This window comes from Streptomyces sp. NRRL F-2664 (assembly GCF_000719345.1).
Classification (GTDB): domain Bacteria; phylum Actinomycetota; class Actinomycetes; order Streptomycetales; family Streptomycetaceae; genus Streptomyces.
The window spans coordinates 89,085-109,818 of the sequence record NZ_JOFX01000003.1; the positions used below are offsets into that span (position 1 = coordinate 89,085).

Consider the following 20,734-nt stretch of genomic DNA (forward strand, 5'->3'; position numbering starts at 1 on the left):
GACCCCGTCGACCGGCGGGCGCCGCGACACCGTTCGCGGCGCCCGCCGGAGTTTCCCTCAGCGCAGGGACTCGGCCGGCGGGCGCTCGCGCAGGGCTCCGTAGCCGATGAAGTACGCGGGGACGCGGTTCAGCCAGCGCGACTCGGTGACCAGTTCCGTCATGCGCTTGGCGCGTGCCGGGTCGCCGAAGGCGGTGCGGCCCGCCAGGAGCGGTTCGAAGACCTGGGCGTGGGCCAGGCGTTGGAGGCGCTGCGTCGCCACGGTGGTGGGCCAGCGGCGGTACTGGACGCGGCGGACGTCGTTCAGGCCGAGGGTGCCCTCGCGCAGCGGGCGCACGAGGTGGCGGGCCGCGGCGACGGCGTCCTGCACGGCGAGGTTGATGCCGATGCCGCCGACCGGTGACATCGCGTGGGCGGCGTCGCCGATGCACAGCAGCCCCGGTCGGTGCCAGCGGCGCAGCCGGTCCAGGCGTACGTCCAGCAGCTTCACCTCGTCCCACGAGGTGACGGCGTCGCTGCGGTCGGCGAGCCAGGGGGCGGCCTCCGCGAAGCGGGTCATGAAGCGCTCCAGGCCCTCGGCGCGGCGCTCGGCGTCGGTGCCCTTGGGGATGAGCGCGGCGCACTGCCAGTAGTCGTCGCGGTCGATGAGCGCGGTGAAGAACCGGTCGCCGATGCCGCCGACGAGTCCGCTGGGGTCGTCGGCGTGGCGCGGCAGGCGGAACCACCAGGCGTCCATGGGGCACGGGAAGCGTTCCAGGCGCAGTTCGGGCAGCCTCCTCGCCAGGGAGCCGCGGCCGTCGCAGGCCACGGTCAGGGTGGCCCGCAGCGTGCCGGTGGTGCCGTCGGCCGTGCGGTGGTGGACCCCGCGCACGCGTCCGCCCTCGACGAGGAAGCCGGTCGCCGCGGTGTCCATGCGCAGGTGGAAGGAGGGTTCCCGGGCCGCCTCGTCGGCGAGGAGATCCAGGAGGTCCCACTGGGGCACCATCGCGATGTAGTTGTATGGGGCCGCGCAGCGCCCCGATGTTCCCGACGGTGACCAGGGACCGGTCCGGGCCGATGGGCAGCTGGACGGTGGTGACGCGGCGCTGCGGCAGCCGTGCGAAGCGTTCGGCGAGGCCGATGTCGTCCAGCAGCGACAGGGTGGACGGGTGCACGGTGTCGCCGCGGAAGTCGCGCAGGAAGTCACCGTGTTTCTCCAGCACCGTCACCTCGACGCCGGCGCGGGCCAGCAGCAGCGCCAGCACCATCCCGGCCGGGCCGCCCCCCACCACGCAGCAGGTCGTTCGCTCCACGGCAACCACTCCCTTCGGGGAGATCCGGCGATCCCCAGGCACGTATACCGCACCGGGGGCGGCCGCCCCGGCGGGACACCCGCCGGGGCCGCGTAGGCTCGACCCCGTGCCAGCCTCCCGCCTCCACCGTGTTGCCGTCCTCGTCCTGGAAGGCGCGAAACCCCTCGACGTCGGCATTCCCGCGCAGGTGTTCACGACCCGTGCGAGCATGCCGTACGAGGTACGGGTGTGCGGTGCGGCCCCCGGGCTCGTGGCCGGCGGCGACGGCCTCGCGTACCACGTGACGCACGGGCTGGACGCCCTGGCCTGGGCGGACATCGTCTTCGTCCCCGGCTACCGCTTCCCGGACCGCGAGGATCCGCCGCCGCCCGTCATCGACGCGCTGATCGCCGCGCACGAGCGGGGCGCCCGGCTCGCCGCGATCTCGACGGGCGCGTTCGCGCTGGCCGCGACGGGACTGCTCGACGGGAAGCGCGCCACGACGCACTGGCACTACGCGCGGGCGCTCATGGCCAAGCACCCGCTGGTGCGGGTCGACGAGAACGTCCTGTTCGTCGACGAGGGCAGCGTCCTGACCTCGGCGGGCGCCGCCTCCGGCATCGACCTGTGCCTGCACATCCTGCGCGGCGACCTCGGCGTCGCCGCGTCCAACCACGCGGCGCGGCGGCTGGTCGCCGCGCCCTACCGCAGCGGCGGCCAGGCCCAGTACGTGCCGCGCAGCGTGCCCGAGCCGCTGGGCGAGCGGTTCGCCGCCACGCGCGAGTGGGCGCTGCGCCGGCTCGGCGAGCCGCTCACCCTGGAGTCCCTCGCCCGGCACGCGGGAGTGTCGCCCCGTACGTTCTCGCGACGGTTCGCGGAGGACACCGGCTACACGCCGATGCAGTGGGTCATGCGCGCCCGGGTCGACGTGGCGCGCGAGCTGCTGGAGCGCTCGCAGCGGGGGGTGGAGCAGATCGCCGCCGACGTGGGCCTGGGGACGGGCGCGAACCTGCGGCTGCACTTCCAACGGATCCTGGGGACCAGCCCGACCGAGTACCGGCGCACCTTCACGAAGGGCGAGTAGGGCCGCGAGGATCCCGCCACCCCCCTGGCGAGATCCTTTTGAACAGTGGCGATCACGCCGCTGTCGCCGGCGGATGCGGAAGGCGAACCTGATGGCGAACGAAAGGGACTCGCTCATGACTCGCATCGCCATCAACGGATTCGGCCGCATCGGACGCAACGTGCTGCGCGCGCTGCTGGAGCGCGACAGCGACCTCGAGGTCGTCGCCGTGAACGACCTCACCGAGCCGAAGGCCCTCGCGCGGCTCCTCGCGTACGACAGCACCTCGGGCCGGCTGGGCCGCCCGGTGACCGTCGACGGGAACACCCTGGTCGTCGACGGCCGCCGGATCACCGTGCTGGCCGAGCGGGAGCCGGAGCAGCTGCCGTGGGCCGACCTCGGCGTCGACATCGTGCTGGAGGCCACCGGCCGCTTCACGTCGGCCGGTGCCGCCCGCGCCCACCTCAAGGCGGGGGCGAAGAAGGTCCTGGTCAGCGCGCCGTCGGACGGCGCGGACGCGACGCTGGCGTACGGCGTGAACACCGACGCCTACGACCCGGCCGTGCACACCATCGTCTCGAACGCGTCGTGCACCACCAATGCGCTGGCCCCGCTGGCCGCGGTCCTCGACGAGCTCGCGGGCATCGAGCACGGCTTCATGACGACGGTGCACGCCTACACGCAGGAGCAGAACCTGCAGGACGGTCCGCACCGCGACCCCCGCCGCGCCCGCGCCGCCGGCGTCAACATCGTGCCGACCTCCACGGGTGCCGCGAAGGCGATCGGCCTGGTGCTGCCGCAGCTCGACGGCAAGCTGCAGGGCGACTCGATCCGTGTGCCGGTCCCGGTGGGCTCCATCGTCGAGCTCAACACGACCGTGGCGCGCGAAGTGACCCGCGAGGAGATCCTGGAGGCGTACCGTGCCGCGGCCGAGGGTCCGCTGGCCGGCGTCCTGGAGTACTCGGAGGACCCGCTGGTGTCCTCCGACATCACCGGCAACCCCGCCTCGTCGATCTTCGACTCGGAGCTCACCCGCGTGGAGGGCCGCCACGTCAAGGTCGTCGCCTGGTACGACAACGAGTGGGGCTTCTCGAACCGCGTGATCGACACCCTCACGCTCCTGGCCGCGGGCTGAGTAGCCGCCCCGCCGTCAGTGACCCGCGCTCCGGCCGGCCCCTCGGGGCGGCCGGAGCGCGCCGTCGTCAGAGGTCGCCGTAGCGCAGGCGGCCCAGGGCCGTCATCGGGCGGTCGTGCGCGGCGACCGGGGCGGGCAGGCAGGTGGAGCCGGTGAGGTAGCGGTCCACGGCGGCGGCCGCCGCCCGGCCCTCGGCGACAGCCCACACCACGAGCGACTGGCCGCGGCCGGCGTCGCCGGCGACGAACACCCCGGGCGCCCGCTGCCCGCGCGCCGCGAAACCGGCGTCCCGCGCGAAGTTGCCGCTCTCGTCGTATTCCAGGCCGAGCTGCTCGCGCAGGCCGCCCGCCCGCTCGGGGCCGCGGAAGCCGAGGGCCAGCAGGACCAGCCCGGCCGGGAGCACCCGTTCCGTGCCGGCCAGGGGCCTACGGTCCACCGGCTCGACGGCGGTCAGGTGGAGGGCCCGTACCCGGCCCGAGGCGTCGCCCTCGAAGCGCAGGGTCGCGCAGGCGAACAGCCGCGGGTCGCGCCCCGCGCGCCCGCGGGCCTCGTGGTGGGCGTGGGAGATGCGGTACGTCCTGGGGTACACCGGCCAGGGCTCGTCGTCGGTACGGCCACGACCGGGCTCCGGGTTGATGTCCAGCTGAACCACGGAGATCGCGCCCTGCCGCAGGGCCGTGCCCATGCAGTCGGAGCCGGTGTCGCCGCCTCCGACGATGACGACGTGCCGGCCCTCGGCGCTCACGTGCGGCTCGGCCCAGTCGCCCTCCTGCACCCGGTTCGCGCCGGTCAGGTAGTCCATCGCCTGGTGGATGCCGTGGAGCTCGCGGCCGGGGACGGGCAGTTCCCTGCGCTCGCCGGCTCCGACAGCGACGACGACGGCGTCGCACCGGCTGCGCAGCGCGGCGGCGTCTGCGCCGTGGTCGTCGCCCGCGCAGTCCGCCCGGGGCGCGCCCCCGACGTCGTGGTCCGTGACGAACACCGTGCCCTCGGCACGCATCTGCTCGATCCGGCGGTCCAGGTACGCCTTCTCCATCTTGAATTCGGGAATCCCGTAGCGCAGCAGGCCGCCGATCCGGTCGGCCCGCTCGTGGACGGTGACCGCGTGCCCGGCCCGGGTCAGCTGCTGTGCGGCGGCGAGTCCGGCCGGACCGGAGCCTATGACGGCGACGGTCCTGCCGCTGAGCGCACCCGGCGGTCTCGGAGCAAGGTAGCCGCGCCGCAGGCCCTCGTCCGCGATGGCCTGCTCCACGTTCTTGATGGTCACCGGATCGGCATTGATCGTCAGGACGCATGCGTCCTCGCAGGGGGCCGGGCAGAGCCTTCCGGTGGCCTCGGGGAAGTTGTTGGTCGCGTGCAGCCGCTCGTACGCCGCCCGCCAGTCTCCGCGGGCGGCGTACGCGTTCCACTCGGGTATGAGGTTCCCGAGGGGGCAGCCGGTGTGGCAGAAGGGGATGCCGCAGTCCATGCAGCGGTCGGCCTGCCGGGAGACGAGCGGGAGCAGGGCCTGGCCCGCGTACACCTCCCGCCAGTCGCCGAGCCGCTCCTCGACGGGCCGGGCCGGGACGGGCTCGCGGGGGATCCTGAGGAAGCCGAACGGATCGGTCACGCGCCGCCTCCCAGGCTCGTCCGCGGCGGGGTGTACGGGTGCGCGCGCCACGGTCCGGCGCGCGCTTTCAGTGGCGGTCCGACCAGGTTACGCCGCCTGCGCCGGGGCTACCCGCGCAGCAGCGCGCAGACGAAGTCCTCCTGGACCTCCCGGACCTGCGCGAGCAGGTCGGGGTTGTTGGTCAGGGACGTCTGGGTGGTGATCGTGAAGGTCAGCGAGCGCCTGCCGTCGGCGGTGGCCGCCGCGAGCTGCGTGTAGCCGGGCGTGTTGCCGGTGTGGCCGTACACCGTTCCGCAGCGGGTGGTGTAGCGGTAGATGGCCAGGCCCGCCTCGGTGCGGCCGGGCCCGGGGGGCTGGGACAGCGCGCCGGGGATGAAGGTGAACTGCTGGCGTCGGGTGCGCTCCGAGAAGAGGGCGCCGCCCGCGTAGCCCCGGATGAAGGCGGTGAGGTCCTGCGGCGTCGAGACGATGCCGCCGGCCGCCCAGGCCCCTGAGGCGCTGATGGCCTCGCTGACGTCGACGGGGCCTTCCTGCGGGTCGATCTGGTAGCCGTGGAGGTAGGGCTCGGGCAGCCGGTAGCCCTGGGGCAGGCTGGTCGCGGTGAGGCCCAGCGGCCGGTACACGAGCTCGCGCAGCAGCGTCTCGTACCGGGTGCCCGTGACGGCCTCGGCCATCAGGGCGACGGCGATGTTGTCGGAGTTGGAGTAGTGGTAGCGGCTGCCCGGCCGGAATTCGAGGTCCTCGTCGGCGACGAACTCCAGCAGGCGCCGGGAGTCGAAGCGGTGGCGGGGGTTCGCGGTGACGATGTCGATGAAGTCCTGGGACGCCGAGTAGTCCGGCAGGCCGCTGGTGTGGTGGAGCAGTTGGCGCAGCGTCACCGCGTGCCAGGCGGCCGGCTGGCCGGGCAGGACCTTGCCGATCGTGTCGTCCAGGTGCAGCCGGCCGCGGTCGACGAGGGTGAGGGCCACGGCCCCGCTGAAGGCCTTCGCGACGCTGGCGATGCGCATGTGGTCGGTCTTGCCGGGCGGCCTGCCGCTCTCCACGTCGGCCACGCCCGCGCGGTAGACGCTCGTACGATCGCCGTCGCGCAGGACGGCGATGACTCCGGGCGGCCCGTCGGGACGGTCCACCAGCTCCCGCAGTTCCTGGCGCAGGTCCGGCGCGGGCGGCGGCGGGTTGCGGTCGGCCGCTGCCTGCGCCGGCAGTGCGGCCGCGCCGAGCAGGGCGGCGCACACGGCGGTGGCGGCCGCCAGGCGCACGGAGGGGCGGATCCGGCGGGCGCGGCCGTTCGGGCGTGGGGACACGCGGAACCTCCAGGGGGAGACACTGGGCGGTGGCCCACGATGGCAGGAGCCGCGGCGTCACCGGTGCCGACACGGCCGCGTACGGGCGGGCCGTGGCCCGTCCGGCCCTGACCGCCCTGGTCCGGTCGGCGCAACGGCCCGGCCCCGCGGTGTTCCGATGGTGCTCCGCGGCCGGTGCCGGCGCCGCAGGGGGAAGGTTTCAGGCGGCGTCGACGGAGCAAGCGCCAGAGGACCGAAAACCTGATTGATCGGAGGCACGGCGCATGGCGGGCGAGGGCAAGGGCCAGGACGTGGTCGAGGCGATCCTCGAGGACCACCGCACGATGGAGGAGCTGTTCCGCCGGATGCGGAGCGTCGAGGCCGACCGCGAGGCGGCCCGGGACCAGTTCTCGGCGCTGCTCATCGCACACGGCGAGGCCGAGGAGGCCGAGGTCTACGGCGCCCTGAAGCGCTTCCGGGGCGTCGACGACGACGAGGTGGAACACGGCGAGGAGGAGCACGCCGAGGGCAACGAGGCGCTGCTGAAGCTCCTGGAAGTGGACGAGGTGGGCTCCGACGAGTGGGACGAGCGCCTGGAGGACCTCGTCCAGGCGGTCTCCCACCACCTGGACGAGGAGGAGCGGACCATCCTCAACGGCACCAGGGAGAACGTCCCGGCGGAGCGCCGGGCCGAGCTGGGTGCCGCCTTCCTGGCGGAGCGGGAGAGGCAGCTGGCCTCGGACTGCGGCAGCATCGAGAACGTGCGCAAGATCGTCGCAAGGTGATGCCGGCGCCGGCCCCCCGGCCGGACTCTCAGAGGGCGGGGCCCTCGCGGAGTTCCGCGCCGGGGTGCCGCGCGGACGGCGCGCTGCCTCCACAGGGCGTGGCTGCGGTGGCCCCGGCCGCTGCCACGTGCAGCGAGTACGGGGCGGACGGCGGCGGGGCGGGCAGCCGCAGAGGTCGGCGGCCCGGGGTGATCGACCCCAGGACGCGGGGGCCGGCGGCCCCGGTGCAGCCGGGGGCGTTGCCGGGGAGGCCGTGCAGGGCGAGGTGGCCGAGCACGGCGAACGCGTAGGCCTCCTTCGCCGCGGCGGGCAGTCCCAGATCGTCGGAGGCGCGCAGCCGCGTACCGCGCAGTTCGGCGCGGAGCATCGCCGTGAGCGTCGGATTGCGCACTCCGCCGCCGGAGGCGAAGACCTCGGTGGGAGCGAAGGGGCGCAGCGCCTCGGCGACGGTGCGGGCGGTGAGGCGGGTGAGCGTGGCAACGACGTCCTGCGGCGGGAGCGGGGCGAACTGCGCCAGGTGGGCGCGGAGGTATTCCCGGTGGAAGAGTTCCTTCCCCGTCGTCCGCGGTGCGGGCAACCCGTAGTACGGCTCGGCGAGCAGCCGCCGGAGCAGGCCGTCGTGGACCTGCCCGGCGGCGCCGAGCGCGCCGTTCTCGTCGTAGGCGAGCCGGCCGCCGCTGAGTTCGTGTACGGCGGCGTCGATCAGGGCGTTGCCGGGGCCGGTGTCGAAGGCCACGGGGTCGCCGTCACCGGGCACCACGGTGACGTTGGCGATGCCCCCGAGGTTCAGGGCGGCGGGCACGCCGGGGCGGTCGCGCAGCAGCATCTGGTCGATCAGGCCGACCAGGGGGGCGCCCTGCCCGCCGGCCGCGACGTCGCGCGTCCGGAAGCCGGAGACGACGGGACGGCCGGTGGCCTCGGCGATCCAGGCCGGTTCGCCGAGCTGGAGGGTGCCGTGGACCCGTCCGCGCTCCGCCCAGTGGTACACGGTCTGCCCGTGTGAGGCGATCAACTCGGCTCTTCCCCCGCACAGTTCGCGGTCGGCCAGCAGGGCGAGCCGTCCGAAGGCCTGCCCGATGCCGGTGTCGAGCCGGCACACGTCGGTGAAGGTGGTGGGTGCGGGCGGCATGGCCTGCGCGAGCGCGGTGCGCAGGTCTGCCGGGTACGGCTCGCTCACCATGCCGAGCGGGGTCAGGTGCAGGGCGCCGTCGCCCGGCCGGTGGTCGAGGTCGCAGGCGGCGGCGTCCACGGCGTCGTACGAGGTCCCGGACATCAGGCCGATCACTCTCATCGCAGCGGCTCCCGGTGGTCGTTGCCGCGCAGGGTCGACAGCGCCGCGGCACTGAGGACGCACGCTCCGGCGGCGTAGTGGGCGGGGGCGGCGGTGTCCGCGGTCCGGGCTGTGAGCGCGGTGATGAACAGGCCGGCGCAACCGGAGAAGACGGCGTTGGCGAGGGCGTAGGAGAGTCCGAGTCCGGTGCAGCGCACGCGGCGCGGGAACATCTCGGCGAGCATGGCCGGTCCCGGTCCGGCGAGGAGGCCGACGAGCGCGCCGGCCGCGAGCACGGCCGCGGCCCGGACCTGCGGGGACGCCCCCGGGGACTGGAGCAACTGCAGGAGCGGGAAAGCGAGTACGGCGACGCCGAGCGCACCGGCGAGCATCACGGGGCGCCGGCCGATGCGGTCGCTGAGGGCTCCGGCGGGCAGGATCGCCGCGGCGAAGCCGAGGTTGACGAGGGTGGTGGCGAGCAGTGCGTCGCGGAAGGACGCGCCCGTCGCGGTCTGGAGGTGCGACGGCAGTACGACGAGGAAGGCGTATCCGGCTGCCGACCAGCCCATGATCCTTGCGATGCCGAGCACGACGGCACGGACCTGCTCGCGCAGGTCGGTCGGGCCGGTCACCGCGGGTGGGCCGTCGGGGGGTGCGGGGGGCGTGTCCGGGGGTTCCTGCAGCGCCGTACGCAGCCACAGCGCGACCGTTCCCAGGGGCAGGGCCAGCAGGAACGGGATCCGCCAACCCCAGTCGTACAGCGCTGCGGCGGGCAGGAGCGCGGCCAGGGCGGCTGCCGTACCGGCGCCGGCCAGCAGTCCGAGGGCCACGGTGAAGGACTGCCACGCGCCGTAGAGGCCGCGCCGGCCGGGCGGTGCGTACTCCACCATGAGTGACACCGCGCCGCCGAACTCCCCGCCTGCGGACAGCCCTTGGAGCACCCGGAGGAATGTGAGCAGCCAGGGGGCGGCGGCGCCGATGTCGGCGCGCGTGGGCAGGAGTCCGATCAGGGTGGTGGCGAGCGTCATGAGGCCGATGACGAGGACGAGGGTGGGGCGGCGGCCGAGGCGGTCACCGATGCGGCCGAACACGAGCGCGCCGACGGGCCGGAAGAAGAAGGCGAGGGCGAACGAGGCGTAGGTGGCGACCAGCGCTTCGGCTGCGCCGCCGTGGCTTTCCGGGTGCGGGGTGAAGAAGTTGGCCGCGATGACGGTGGCGAAGCAGCCGTAGACGCCGAACTCGTACCACTCGACGAGGTTGCCGGCCGAACCGGCGATCAGGGCCCTGCGGGCGACGGCGCGGGGCGGTGGCGCCGGGAGCAGTTCGGTCGGGGTCACCCGTGCTGCGTGCCCGCTCGGGGGCGGGCCGATGCCTGCCGGGGGCCCGATTCAGCACATCGGCGGTGGTATGACGATCATCATTCATGATCATCTCTAATCGAACGCAAAATCGGGACAAATTGCACCGTGTCCGATGCGTCCGGGACGGGGCGTGCGGGAAAACTGGTCCGCCGTCAGAGCCAAGACGACTGCCACCGAGAACAGGACCAGGCCGCTGATCTGAATCGTCGCCTGCCAACCGATTGCGGAGGTGTCACGATGTCCTGCTCCAGGACCGACTTCCGAAAGGCCCTCAAGGGCACTTGTCCGACCGGCTGTTGCCCCCGAGCACGCGCCGTCTTCTGCATACTGCTCCTCGCGGCCGGCGCTCTGGCCGGCCCCGTCGACCCGGCCCACGCGACACCGTCGTACGGCGCGAAAGCCGTCGCGGTGGCGGCCTCCAAACAGGGCTCGCCGTACGCCTACGGCGCCACCGGCCCCAGACGCTTCGACTGTTCGGGCCTGACTCTCTACGCCTTCAAGAAAGCCGGCAAGCGCCTCCCGCGCACGGCCGACCAGCAGTACGAGCACACCCGCCACATCCCCAAGGCCGATCGCACGGCCGGTGACCTGGTCTTCTTCCCCCGGGGAGCGACCATGACCCACGTCGGCATCTACGCCGGCGACGACCGGATCTGGCACGCTCCCCGCCCCGGCACGACCGTGCGACTGGAGCGCATCTGGAGCGACGCCGTCCGTTACGGACGCGCCACCTGATCCGCCGCCCGAACCACCCCCCGTTCGCACCGTGTTCGCGTGCACCGCCTGACCGGCCGTTGCTGCCGCACGCGCGTGTGACCGTCGACCGACCCCTGGCCACCGATCCTTCTCGGTGGTACGCGTGGCCCGGAGGCGGACGACGGCAGGCACAGTCACGCTAGTGCAGCCGCCAGGTGAGTTTCCCGCCGCCGACCCAGCGGACCGAGTCCGGGTCGTCGAGGTCGTGGATGGTGATCCCCGCGTCCGCGGCAGCCAGGATCACATCGGTCATGGACGTCGCCATGCGGACCACCTCCCCGTCGATCTCGACGATCCGGAAGGGCGGGTCACCGGGCTGCACCCCCAGGACGGTGACCCGCGCCGTGGACATGTACGGGCTCATGCTCTCTGTCATGCGGAAATCGTTCCACGCCGACCCCTGCGCCGCTCCTCCGGCGGCCCGGGGGTGCACCAACCCAACCGAAGTGGTCGATATCCGCGCAGGTCACAGCCTCGCGGATGCGACCCGGTGGATCATCGGCAACCCTTGCCGTGGGGGAAATGACGCAAAGGAGGACCAACATGTCGATGATGGACAAGCTCAAGCAGATGCTGCGCGGTCACGAGAGCAAGGCCGACCAGGGCATCGACAAGGCCGGCGACTACGTCGACGGCAGGACCCAGGGCAAGTACAGCAGGCACGTGGACACCGGCCAGGACAAGCTCAAGGAGCAGCTGCGCCGCGACCAGGGGAACCCGCCCCCGCCCCAGGCCTGACCCGCCGCCCGGCGCGCCCCCTTCCACGCCCCCCTCGTACCCGACGCCGGCCTCCCCCGCGAGCCGGCCCGAGCGACGACGTCAGCCGGGGAAGGTGCCGTGGCGGCCGGCTCCGGCCGCAAAGCGGTCGGCGCCGGCCTGCGTCTCGCCGGCGGTCAGGGGTACGAGCCCGTGCCGGTGCTCGGCCGCCAGGGCCTCCCGCTCCTCCAGACCGTACTGTTCGTGTACGGAGAGACGGTCGTGGCGCAGGCACAGCTGCGGGAACCCGGCAATCTCGTGCGCGAGGCGTTCGGCCTGACGCCGGGCCTCCCCTGCGGGTACGAGGCGGTTGACCAGCCCCATCCCGTGGGCCTCCGCGGCCGTCACCGGGCGGCCGGTCAGGATCAGGTCCATGGCACGGCTCTCGCCGATCAGGCGCGGCAGCCGTACGGTGCCGCCGTCGATCAGCGGCACGCCCCAGCGGCGGCAGAAGACGCCGAGGGTCGCGCCCTCCTCGGCGACCCGCAGGTCGCACCACAGGGCCAGCTCCAGGCCGCCCGCCACCGCATGGCCGCTGATCGCGGCGATCACGGGCTTGGTCAGCCGCATCCGCGTGGGGCCCATGGGCCCGTCCCCGTCGGGCCGCACCCGGTTGCCGCGGTCGGTCCCGACGGCTTTCAGGTCCGCGCCCGCGCAGAACGTACCGCCCGCTCCCCACAGGACGGCGACGGAGGCCTCGTCGTCCGCCTCGAAGGCACGGAAGGCGTCGGCGAGCCGGGACGCGGTCGGGCCGTCGACCGCGTTGCGGGCCTCCGGACGGTCCAGGATCACCGTCGTCACGGGACCGTCCCGTTCGATCCGGACGGCGGAGGCCGGTGCTGCGGGAGGGGCCGCCGCGGTGGGCGTGGTTCCCGGTGCTGCGGAGGACATGGCCACGGCGAAGCTCCATCCGTCGGGTGGGAGGGTGCGCAGACCACTCTGGCGCACGCGCACGGGCCGCACGAGAGGGCCGCCCGCCGCCCGCCACCGGCCCGGACCCGCACGTTCGGAGCGGGTCGAACGGGGTAGACGACCTGTCCGGATCCGATGACGAGACCCAGGCAGTGAGACCCGAGATGTCCCAGTGCAAGATCCCCGACTACCGCACCGGCCACCGCGGCCGCCACTGGACCCATGCCCTGCGCAGTGCGCAGCGGGCCGGCGCGGTCATCGTTACGGACGACACGCGCGAGCCGGTCGACTACGCCCACGACACCACCGGTCCCGGCCGCTTCCGCCCCTGGATCACCTCGGCCGGCGAGCGCTACGACAGCCATGACGTCCACCCCGAGTGGTAGCTCCGCGCCCTGGCGTCACGCGTGCGGCGGAGCCGCCGTGCAGGAGGGGCAGAGCCCGCGGTAGACGATCTCGACGTCGGACACGGCGAAACCGAAACGCTCCTGCGCGGGCAGGCCGGCCAGCGGGTCGCCGGTCGGCCGGACGTCGCGGATGAGGCCGCAGCCGGAGCACACCAGGTGCTGGTGGGGGCGGTGCGCGTTCGGGTCGTAGCGCTTGGCCCGCCCGTGCGCGGAGAGTTCCGCGACCTCACCGAGGGCGACCAGCTCGCCCAGCGTGTTGTATACGCTCGCCCGGGAGATCTCGGGCAGCGCCTGGGCCGCGCGGGCGTGCACCTCGTCGGCGGTGAGGTGCACGTGCTCGCCGTCGAGGACCTCCGCGACGACACGCCGCTGGGACGTCATGCGCCAGCCACGCACCCGCAGCCGCTCCAGCAGGTCACTCATCTTGGTTCACCAGTTCGGGTTAGGCAGGACAGGATTTCGGCGCGACCGGTGACGGGGCCGAAAAGGCAGCTACAGGGTACCCGGCGGGATACGGCCGGGCTTTTCCGATACCGGCGCCAGCGATATCGGTGATCGTACGATCTTTCCCGTTCTTTCCCGGTCCCGCCCGGCCGGAGCGGGAAAGTTTCTTGGGCGGGGAAGCCCTGCGTGTTCTCTCCGCCGGGCGGTCCGCGGTGCGCGACCATACGGACGCCGTCAAGAGCGAGCAGCCAGATGGAAGCACCGAGACTCCGAGACAGGAAGAAGGACGGACGTGTCCGGCAGCGAAAGCGAGAACCCAGCAATCCCCTCCCCCACTCCCGCGACCACTCGTCCCAGGACGAACCGGGACTGGTGGCCGAACCAGTTGGACCTCCAGGTTCTCCACCAGAACCCGCCCCAGGCCAATCCGATGGGCGAGGACTTCGACTACGCGGAAGAATTCGCGACCCTGGACGTCGACGCGCTGAAGCGCGACGTCTTCGAGGTGATGACGACGTCGCAGGACTGGTGGCCCGCCGACTACGGCCACTACGGACCGCTCTTCATCCGGATGAGCTGGCACGCGGCGGGGACATACCGCATCGCCGACGGCCGCGGCGGCGGCGGTTCCGGCGCGCAGCGCTTCGCCCCTCTCAACAGCTGGCCGGACAACGCGAGTCTGGACAAGGCGCGCCGGCTCCTGTGGCCCGTGAAGCAGAAGTACGGGAGGAAGATCTCCTGGGCCGACCTTCTGGTTTTCGCCGGCAACTGCGCCATGGAGTCCATGGGGTTCAAGACGTTCGGATTCGGCTTCGGCCGGGAGGACATCTGGGAGCCGGAGGAGGTCTTCTGGGGGCCGGAGGACACCTGGCTCGGAGACGAGCGCTACAGCGGTGACCGGGAACTCACGGGTCCTTTCGGTGCGGTGCAGATGGGCTTGATCTACGTCAATCCCGAAGGGCCCAACGGAAATCCGGATCCCCTCGCCGCTGCACGCGACATCCGGGAGACCTTCGCGCGCATGGCGATGAACGACGAGGAGACGGTCGCGCTCATCGTCGGCGGCCACACCTTCGGCAAGTGCCACGGCGCGGTCGATCCCGAGTACGTCGGTCCGGAACCGGAGGCCGGCCCGCTGGAGCAGCAGGGCCTCGGCTGGCACAACTCGTTCGGCAGCGGCAAGGGTGTCCACACGATCACCAGCGGGCTCGAGGGCGCGTGGACGAACGAGCCCACGAAGTGGGACAACGGATACCTGGACAACCTGTTCGGCTTCGACTGGGAGCTGACGAGGAGCCCCGCCGGGGCGCAGCAGTGGACCCCGAAGGATCCCGCGGCGCAGGGCACGGTGCCCGACGCGCACGATCCCGCCAAGCGGCACGCTCCGATGATGCTGACGACGGACCTCGCGCTCAAGGTGGATCCCGTCTACGCCCGGATCTCGAAGAGCTTCCACGAGAATCCGGACAAGCTCGCCGACGCGTTCGCCAGGGCCTGGTACAAGCTGCTGCACCGCGACATGGGACCGATCTCGCGCTACCTCGGTCCGTGGATCCCCGAACCGCAGCTGTGGCAGGACCCGGTACCGGCGGTCGACCACCAGCTGGTGACGGCCGGGGACATCGCCGCCCTCAAGGGCCGGATCCTCGCCTCCGGACTGACCGTTTCCCAACTGGCCACCACGGCCTGGGCGTCGGCGGCCAGTTTCCGCGGCACCGACAAGCGGGGCGGCGCCAACGGCGCCCGCATCCGGCTCGCGCCGCAGAAGGACTGGGAGGTCAACGCCCTGCCGGAGATCGCCGAGACCGTGCGGACCCTCGAAGGGATCCAGCAGGACTTCAACGCCTCCCAGAACGGGGGGACCAAGATCTCGCTCGCCGACCTGATCGTCCTGGGCGGGTGCGCGGCGGTCGAGCAGGCCGCGAAGAACGCCGGGCACGACATCACGGTCCCGTTCGCGCCCGGACGCACGGACGCCACGCAGGAACAGACGGACGTGGAGGCGTTCTCGGTCCTGGAGCCGCGGGCCGACGGGTTCCGCAACTACCTGTCGGCGGGGGAGAAGCTGTCGCCGGAGACCCTGCTGCTCGACCGTGCCGGCATGCTGAACCTGACGGCGCCCGAGATGACGGTGCTCGTCGGCGGTATGCGCGCCCTCAACACCGGCTTCGGGCAGTCCGCGCACGGTGTGTTCACCGACCGGCCGGAGACCCTGACCAACGACTTCTTCGTCAACCTGCTCGACATGGGCACGCAGTGGAAGGCGTCGGCCACCGACGAGAACGTCTTCGAAGGACGCGCCGCCGGCGTGGAGGGTGGCGAACCCAAGTGGACCGCCACCGCCGTGGACCTGGTCTTCGGTTCGAACTCCCAGCTGCGGGCCATCGCGGAGGTCTACGCGGCCCAGGACGCGCGGGAGAAGTTCGTCCGTGACTTCGTCGCGGCCTGGAACAAGGTCATGAACCTCGACCGGTTCGACCTCGCCTGACGCGAAGTCCCGGGCCCGGCCGGCTGCGCGCAGCGGCCGGCCGGGACCTCGGGCGGTGTGTCAGAGGGAGCTCTTCGACGCCGTGGAGACGACGCACTCCTTGTACTCGCTTCCGTCGCCCTTGCCGGTGTACGGCGTGGTGGCCTCGGTCTGCTGGGACGCGCCCGCCTTGACCTTGAGGCCGCTCACCCGGGCCTGGGCCGCGACCGCGCTGGATCCGGCGGCCGGGTTGAACTTCATGGTGATGTTGTAGGCCTGGTCCAGCGAACCGCTGTTGGTGACGGTCAGCCGGGCGACCAGGTTCTTGCCGGTACTGTCCAGCTTGCAGCTGTCGATCCGGATGTCGCGCTCGGCCTTGTCCCTGCTGGTACCGCCGGTGGTGGTGGTGCCGCCGGAACTGCTGCTCGAACCGCTGGTACCACTGGTGCTGTCGGTGCCGCCGCTGGTGCTGCCGCCGGAGCTGCTGGAGCTGGAGCTGGAGCTGCTGCCGCCACTGCAGCTGCCGCCGCCGGAACCGCGGGCACCCGTCAGCGCGACGATGGCGATGCCGAAGACGGCTATTGCACGGACATGACGAAACTTCACGTGTGAACCCCGTTGGAATGTCAGAAACCGAAAGACGCCCGCCTTGACGAGCACACGTCACCCTAACAGCGGATTCGGACAACGCTGTTTCGCCACACCGGCGCCCTGAGGCCCACGCCCACGGTCAGCCGGGGTCGACGACGAGGTCGGCGCGGTGGCGTCCCGGGGCCACGAGTCGGGCGTTCGCCTCGTCCGAACGGGCCACCCAGGCCCGCGCCTCGGCCGGTTCCCTGCCGTGCCGCACATGCCGTTCGACCAGGCGCCCGACGCGCCTGCCCTCCGGCGGGGCGCAGTACCAGGTCTCGTCGAGCAGCGGCCGGACCTCGGCCCACTCCCCCGCGTCGTGCAGCAGGTAGTTCCCCTCGGTGATCACCAGCGGCACCTCCGCAGGCACGGCGATGCTGCCGGCGATCGGCTCCTCCAGGGAGCGATCGAAGGCCGGCGCGTAGACGGTGGCGCCGCCGGATGCGCGCAGCCGGTGCAGCAGCGCCACGTACCCGGCCGCGTCGAAGGTGTCCGGTGCGCCCTTGCGGTCCGCCCGGCCCAGCCGGTTCAGCTCGGCCTGGGCGAGGTGGAAGCCGTCCATGGGGACGACCACCGCGGAGTGCGGACCGAGCGCTTCGGCCAGCCGGGCGGCGAGGGTGGACTTGCCGGCACCGGGCGGCCCGGTCACGCCGAGGATCCGCCGACCACCCCGGGCGGCCAGCGCGGCCGCCCTCTCCACCAGCTCCGCCGTCGTCTGCACGTGCGTATCCTGCCCGACGGCGCGACTGCGGAGGAGTGCGCGCACGGAGCAGCGCAGCCGCCCGCCGCGTCGGCGCCCGCGCACTCTCCGCCGGTTCCTCAGGGTGCCGCGGGCTTGCGGCCCCACGCCGTGAGCATTCCCGGCGACAGGCCGGTGCGGTCGGAGGCGGCCAGGTGGCGCAGGGCTTCGTCGAGTCCGTCGTCGTCGACGATGCCGGTGCCCACCATGGCGTCGCGGGCACGCTCCCAGGTGTCCGCCCAGAACCGGCTGATCGGGCTGCCCGGCAGGAGGGGCGGTACGTGGATCTCCGCGGCCACCCCTTCCAGGCCGGCGTCGCGCAACAGCTCCGGGTGATGCGGCACTTGGGTGACGTCCGTGCCGATGGTGTGGCGCAGGCCCTGCCACATGGCCCGCATGGCGCGGGTGTACGGCGTAGGCGGAGCCGAGTCCGTGGTCAGGTCGACCGCGTCGCTGATGACCAGGACGCCGCCGGGGGCGAGGAGTTCGCTCAGTCGGGCGACCATGCTGCGCGGGGAGGGCAGGTGCATGAGCACGAATCGGGCGTGGACCAGCTGGAAGGGGCCTGCGGTGAAACCGGCGGTGGTGACGTCCGCCTGGAGCACGGTCAGTCCGGCCGTGGGATGTTCGGCGAGGAAGCGCACGTCGCGGTCGACGGCGACGACCTCCGCTACGCCCGCTTCCGCGAGGAGGCGGCGGGCCACCGTGCCCGTTCCCGCCCCCACATCCAGGCAGCTCCAGCCGGGGCCCGCTCCCAGTGCGCGGAGCCGGGCCATGGTGGTGTCGTCGTAGGTGAGGGCGCCGAGGTCGATCCGGTCGCCCTCGCCGCCCCGGTCGGGCCGGAAGACCTGCTCGCCGTAGCGTCCCCCGGCCGGGGATCCGGCGCCGGCCGGCGGCGTCCCTGTGTCTGCCATGGGGCAATTGTCCCCTCGATCGGCCCCGCGCGCCGGACCGGGACGGGCGGCCCGGATCGGTGGTGTCAGGCTCCGCCGGCGCGGGCGGACAGCGATGCGTGCCAGGCGGGGGGTTCCGCCGGGGGTTCCGGCGCGGCCCGGCGGCCGCCGGTGGCGAAGAACGCCGACAGCGGGAGCGTCGCCGCGCCGACCGTGACCGCGTCCGGTCCCAGTGAGCCGAGACCCACCGTGACCCGGCCGGCCGGGTGCCGCAGGGAGTAGCGGGTGGCGTGCTCCCGGAGCGCGGGAAGGATGTACGGGCCGAGCATCAGCCCCGCCCAGCCTCCGATCAGGATCCGCTCCGGCTGGAAGAGGTTGATGAGGTCCGACAGGCCCGCACCCAGGTATTCCGCCGTCTCGTCCAGGATCTCGACGGCCACCGGGTCCGCCGCGCGGGCCCCCGCGAGCAGTTCCGCGAGGGCCTCCTCCTCATCCGCCGCCCCGGACCGCGCCGGGCCGCCGCCCCGCTCCGCCCAGCGGGCCAGGAGCGCTTCCGCACCCGTGTAGGCCTCCAGGCAGCCCAGGGCGCCGCAGCGGCAGCGCCTGCCGCGCACGGAAACGGTCAGGTGCCCCCATTCGAGGGGCGTCCCGGCGGTCGCTCCGCCGTCCGGCGAGCCGTCGGTGATCAGACTCGCGCCCACGCCGGAGCCGAAGAGCACGACGACCGCATCCCTGGCCCCGCGCCCGGCACCGAACCACATCTCCGCCTGGCCGAGGGTGCGCGCGCCGTTGTCGATGAGGTACGGGACCTCCTCGGGCACCGCCCCGGTGGCCCGCAGCAGCCGTTCCAGCGGCACTGCGTCCCAGCCGATGGTCTGGCCGTGGACCACGGATCCGCCCGCGGCGTCCTGGTCCACGATGCCGGGAACGCCGATCCCTACGCCGAGCAGCCGGTCCGCGCCGATCCCGGCGTCGGCGAGGACGGTGGCGACGCCCGTCCGGATGTGCTCGACGATCGGCCCGACGTCGTAGCAGCCGCGGGGCAGCAACGGCAGCTCCGCGCGGGCGCGTTCGGTCAGTGCGAGGTCGAACAGCTCGACGCGGACCCGGGTCTCGCCGACGTCCACGCCGATCATGAACGCACTGCCGGGGCGGACACGCAGCAGGGTGCGGGGCCGGCCGCCGTCCGAGTCGACCACGCCGGCCTCCTCCAGCAGTCCGTCCGCGACGAGTTCGCCCACGACGTTGCTGACGGAACCCGAACTCAGCCCGGTCGCGGGTCCGAGTTCCTGGCGGCTCATCGGGCCCCCGAAGTACAGCCGCTGGAGCACGGCGCTGCGGTTGCCGCGCCGCAGGTCCCGTACCGTGCGTCCGCCTCGCCCTGTCGTCATGTGGTCCCTTCCGCCGTCACGTCGCGTGACACCGCTCGCAACATACCCCTGCCCGCCCCCTTGACGCGACCCTTCCCCCCGACTTAACTCACGCCCTAAGTTAAGCCGTGGGCCGCATCGCTCGGTCCAGCGCAGCAACCGTTCCGCAGGACACCGGCCCCGCCTCCCGACCCCTCCGAAAGGGACTGAGCCGCCATGCGCAGATCCACCCGTGAGCCCCTCGCCAGGACCGCGGCCCGAGCCGCCGTCGCAGCCCTCACCGCCACCGCCCTGCTCACCGCCGCCACCGCGTGCGGCGGCGGATCCACCGGCGGTGCCGGCTCGAACTCCGCCCCCGGCGAGCTCACGTACTGGGCCTCCAACCAGGGCGCGGACATCGCCGCAGACCGGGCCGTACTCGGCCCGGAGCTGAAGAAGTTCGAGGAGCGGACCGGCATCAAGGTCAAGCTGGAAGTCATCCCCTGGCCCGACCTGCTGGGCCGGATCCTCGCCGCGACCGCCTCCGGGCAGGGCCCCGACGTGCTGAACATCGGCAACACCTGGTCCGCGTCGCTCCAGGCCACCGGGGCCCTGCTGCCCTGGAACACCGAGAACTTCGAGGCGATCGGCGGCCGCGACCGTTTCGTGCCGTCCGCCGTGGGCTCGGCGGGAGCCCCCGGGCAGGACCCGGCGGCCGTGCCCCTCTACTCGATGGCCTACGCCCTGTACTACAACAAGAAGGTGTTCCGGGACGCGGGCATCGACAAGCCGCCGGCGACCTGGGACGAACTTGTCGAGACCGGACGCAGGATCAGCGGGGACGGCCGGCGCGGCACGTGGGCGCTCGGCGCCGAGGGCGCCAACCTCGCCAACAACATCCACCAGGTCTTCGTCCTGTCCCGCCAGCACGGCGGGTCCTTCTTCGACTCCGCCGGCAGGCCGACCTTCGACACCCCCGCCAACGTCGCCGCCGTCAAGCAGTACGTGGACCTGATGGCCAAGGACGGGATCATCGCGCCCGGCAACGCCGAGTACGACAAGAACCAGTCGCTCCAGGACTTCGCAAGCGGCCGGACCGCCATGGTGCTGTGGCAGAGCGCGGCCAGTTCCTTCAAGGCCCACGGCATGAAGGAGGGCGACTGGGGCACCGCGCCCGTGCCGGTCCCGGCCGGCACCGCCCCGGGGGCGGACGGCCCGCAGGTCAACTCCATGGTCGCGGGCATCAACCTGGCGGTCTTCAAGAACACCGACAACCTCGACGGCGCCCTGAAGTTCGTGGAGTTCATGACCAGCGACGAGGAGCAGAAGGTCCTCAACAAGGCCTACGGATCCATCCCTCCCGTCAAGGCGGCGCAGAGCGATCCCGCCTTCGCCGGACCGGACCTCACCGTCCTGCGCGACACGCTCGCCACCAGCGCGGCCCCGCTCCCCCAGGTGCCGCAGGAGTCCCAGTTCGAGACGACTGTCGGCACCGCCGTCAAGGAGCTCTTCGCCGATGCCGCTGCGGGCCGGCCGGTGACCACGGAATCGGTCGGAGCCCGGCTCGCCAAGGCCCAGCAGCAGATGACCGGTTGAGCCGGCGGC

General features: G+C 72.9%; 19 protein-coding genes and 1 pseudogene. 8 read left to right on the plus strand and 12 right to left on the minus strand.

Annotated features, from left to right (window positions below):
• Positions 1-57: 57 nt before the first annotated feature.
• A pseudogene (locus IF89_RS37675) lies at positions 58-1,291 on the minus strand (FAD-dependent oxidoreductase).
• 106 nt (positions 1,292-1,397) lie between these two features.
• On the opposite strand from IF89_RS37675, the gene IF89_RS0104960 reads away from it, so the two are divergent.
• Both IF89_RS0104960 and gap read left to right on the plus strand, forming a co-directional pair.
• Entirely contained in the window at positions 1,398-2,354 is a 957-nt protein-coding gene (locus tag IF89_RS0104960; protein ID WP_030761677.1) for a GlxA family transcriptional regulator, read from the plus strand.
• A 115-nt stretch (positions 2,355-2,469) separates the two neighbouring features.
• Positions 2,470-3,468, plus strand: coding sequence for a type I glyceraldehyde-3-phosphate dehydrogenase (gene gap, locus IF89_RS0104965; RefSeq protein ID WP_030761680.1), 999 nt, complete (start codon positions 2,470-2,472; stop codon positions 3,466-3,468).
• 67 nt (positions 3,469-3,535) lie between these two features.
• On the opposite strand, the gene IF89_RS0104970 is transcribed toward gap, so the two are convergent.
• Positions 3,536-5,077 (minus strand): glutamate synthase subunit beta, encoded by a 1,542-nt coding sequence (locus IF89_RS0104970; RefSeq protein ID WP_030761683.1) that lies wholly within the window; start codon positions 5,075-5,077, stop codon positions 3,536-3,538.
• Between the two features lie 107 nt (positions 5,078-5,184).
• Positions 5,185-6,381: a serine hydrolase domain-containing protein gene (locus tag IF89_RS0104975; RefSeq protein WP_078628096.1), complete on the minus strand. Its 1,197-nt coding sequence runs from the start codon at positions 6,379-6,381 to the stop codon at positions 5,185-5,187.
• A 263-nt stretch (positions 6,382-6,644) separates the two neighbouring features.
• Here IF89_RS0104975 and IF89_RS0104980 point away from each other — a divergent pair, with 263 nt between their 5' ends.
• On the plus strand, positions 6,645-7,145 hold the full coding sequence (locus IF89_RS0104980) for a hemerythrin domain-containing protein (RefSeq protein ID WP_030761690.1): 501 nt from the start codon (positions 6,645-6,647) through the stop codon (positions 7,143-7,145).
• 28 nt (positions 7,146-7,173) lie between these two features.
• On the opposite strand, the gene IF89_RS0104985 is transcribed toward IF89_RS0104980, so the two are convergent.
• Positions 7,174-8,436, minus strand: a complete 1,263-nt coding sequence (locus IF89_RS0104985) for an anhydro-N-acetylmuramic acid kinase (protein ID WP_078628097.1) — start codon at positions 8,434-8,436, stop codon at positions 7,174-7,176.
• Positions 8,433-9,752: an MFS transporter gene (locus IF89_RS0104990; RefSeq protein WP_043193020.1), complete on the minus strand. Its 1,320-nt coding sequence runs from the start codon at positions 9,750-9,752 to the stop codon at positions 8,433-8,435. Before IF89_RS0104990 ends, IF89_RS0104985 begins: the two co-directional genes overlap by 4 nt.
• Before the next feature lie 261 nt (positions 9,753-10,013).
• Between IF89_RS0104990 and IF89_RS0104995 the strand changes: the two genes are divergently transcribed.
• The gene (locus tag IF89_RS0104995; protein WP_030761700.1) at positions 10,014-10,511 is read left to right on the plus strand and encodes a C40 family peptidase; all 498 of its coding nucleotides are present in this window, start codon (positions 10,014-10,016) and stop codon (positions 10,509-10,511) included.
• A gap of 160 nt (positions 10,512-10,671) precedes the next feature.
• Here the strand turns inward: IF89_RS0104995 and IF89_RS0105000 are convergent, their stop codons facing one another.
• A complete protein-coding gene (locus IF89_RS0105000; protein ID WP_030761702.1) occupies positions 10,672-10,908 on the minus strand; it encodes a hypothetical protein in 237 nt (78 codons plus the stop codon).
• Between the two features lie 167 nt (positions 10,909-11,075).
• Here IF89_RS0105000 and IF89_RS0105005 point away from each other — a divergent pair, with 167 nt between their 5' ends.
• Positions 11,076-11,270 (plus strand): antitoxin, encoded by a 195-nt coding sequence (locus IF89_RS0105005; protein ID WP_030761704.1) that lies wholly within the window; start codon positions 11,076-11,078, stop codon positions 11,268-11,270.
• 81 nt (positions 11,271-11,351) lie between these two features.
• Here IF89_RS0105005 and IF89_RS0105010 read toward each other — a convergent pair whose 3' ends face one another.
• Entirely contained in the window at positions 11,352-12,179 is an 828-nt protein-coding gene (locus IF89_RS0105010; protein ID WP_078628112.1) for a crotonase/enoyl-CoA hydratase family protein, read from the minus strand.
• 185 nt (positions 12,180-12,364) lie between these two features.
• Between IF89_RS0105010 and IF89_RS0105015 the strand changes: the two genes are divergently transcribed.
• Entirely contained in the window at positions 12,365-12,586 is a 222-nt protein-coding gene (locus IF89_RS0105015) for a hypothetical protein (protein ID WP_030761710.1), read from the plus strand.
• A 15-nt stretch (positions 12,587-12,601) separates the two neighbouring features.
• Here the strand turns inward: IF89_RS0105015 and IF89_RS0105020 are convergent, their stop codons facing one another.
• The gene (locus IF89_RS0105020; RefSeq protein ID WP_030761713.1) at positions 12,602-13,030 is read right to left on the minus strand and encodes a Fur family transcriptional regulator; all 429 of its coding nucleotides are present in this window, start codon (positions 13,028-13,030) and stop codon (positions 12,602-12,604) included.
• 313 nt (positions 13,031-13,343) lie between these two features.
• On the opposite strand from IF89_RS0105020, the gene katG reads away from it, so the two are divergent.
• Positions 13,344-15,539, plus strand: coding sequence for a catalase/peroxidase HPI (gene katG, locus IF89_RS0105025; RefSeq protein WP_030761716.1), 2,196 nt, complete (start codon positions 13,344-13,346; stop codon positions 15,537-15,539).
• A gap of 60 nt (positions 15,540-15,599) precedes the next feature.
• Here katG and IF89_RS45830 read toward each other — a convergent pair whose 3' ends face one another.
• The 4 genes from IF89_RS45830 to IF89_RS0105045 form a co-directional block, all read right to left on the minus strand.
• Positions 15,600-16,124: a hypothetical protein gene (locus IF89_RS45830; RefSeq protein ID WP_030761719.1), complete on the minus strand. Its 525-nt coding sequence runs from the start codon at positions 16,122-16,124 to the stop codon at positions 15,600-15,602.
• Positions 16,125-16,248: 124 nt separating this feature from the next.
• Positions 16,249-16,869, minus strand: coding sequence for a nucleoside/nucleotide kinase family protein (locus IF89_RS0105035; RefSeq protein WP_030761721.1), 621 nt, complete (start codon positions 16,867-16,869; stop codon positions 16,249-16,251).
• A gap of 98 nt (positions 16,870-16,967) precedes the next feature.
• Positions 16,968-17,801 (minus strand): class I SAM-dependent methyltransferase, encoded by an 834-nt coding sequence (locus tag IF89_RS0105040; RefSeq protein ID WP_030761724.1) that lies wholly within the window; start codon positions 17,799-17,801, stop codon positions 16,968-16,970.
• A gap of 65 nt (positions 17,802-17,866) precedes the next feature.
• A complete protein-coding gene (locus IF89_RS0105045; RefSeq protein ID WP_030761728.1) occupies positions 17,867-19,171 on the minus strand; it encodes an ROK family transcriptional regulator in 1,305 nt (434 codons plus the stop codon).
• Positions 19,172-19,366: 195 nt separating this feature from the next.
• Between IF89_RS0105045 and IF89_RS0105050 the strand changes: the two genes are divergently transcribed.
• The gene (locus IF89_RS0105050) at positions 19,367-20,725 is read left to right on the plus strand and encodes an ABC transporter substrate-binding protein (RefSeq protein WP_030761731.1); all 1,359 of its coding nucleotides are present in this window, start codon (positions 19,367-19,369) and stop codon (positions 20,723-20,725) included.
• Positions 20,726-20,734: the final 9 nt, after the last annotated feature.

Coding starts and splice junctions, on each gene's coding strand:
- IF89_RS0105005 (WP_030761704.1), top strand. CDS start 11,076: ATGTCGATGATGGACAAGCTCAAGCAGATGCTGCGCGGTCACGAGAGC.
- IF89_RS0105000 (WP_030761702.1), bottom strand. CDS start 10,908: ATGACAGAGAGCATGAGCCCGTACATGTCCACGGCGCGGGTCACCGTC.
- IF89_RS0105040 (WP_030761724.1), bottom strand. CDS start 17,801: ATGGCAGACACAGGGACGCCGCCGGCCGGCGCCGGATCCCCGGCCGGG.
- IF89_RS0104995 (WP_030761700.1), top strand. CDS start 10,014: ATGTCCTGCTCCAGGACCGACTTCCGAAAGGCCCTCAAGGGCACTTGT.
- IF89_RS0105045 (WP_030761728.1), bottom strand. CDS start 19,171: ATGACGACAGGGCGAGGCGGACGCACGGTACGGGACCTGCGGCGCGGC.
- IF89_RS0105020 (WP_030761713.1), bottom strand. CDS start 13,030: ATGAGTGACCTGCTGGAGCGGCTGCGGGTGCGTGGCTGGCGCATGACG.
- gap (WP_030761680.1), top strand. CDS start 2,470: ATGACTCGCATCGCCATCAACGGATTCGGCCGCATCGGACGCAACGTG.
- IF89_RS0104985 (WP_078628097.1), bottom strand. CDS start 8,436: ATGAGAGTGATCGGCCTGATGTCCGGGACCTCGTACGACGCCGTGGAC.
- IF89_RS0105015 (WP_030761710.1), top strand. CDS start 12,365: ATGTCCCAGTGCAAGATCCCCGACTACCGCACCGGCCACCGCGGCCGC.
- IF89_RS0105010 (WP_078628112.1), bottom strand. CDS start 12,179: ATGTCCTCCGCAGCACCGGGAACCACGCCCACCGCGGCGGCCCCTCCC.
- IF89_RS0104980 (WP_030761690.1), top strand. CDS start 6,645: ATGGCGGGCGAGGGCAAGGGCCAGGACGTGGTCGAGGCGATCCTCGAG.
- IF89_RS0105050 (WP_030761731.1), top strand. CDS start 19,367: ATGCGCAGATCCACCCGTGAGCCCCTCGCCAGGACCGCGGCCCGAGCC.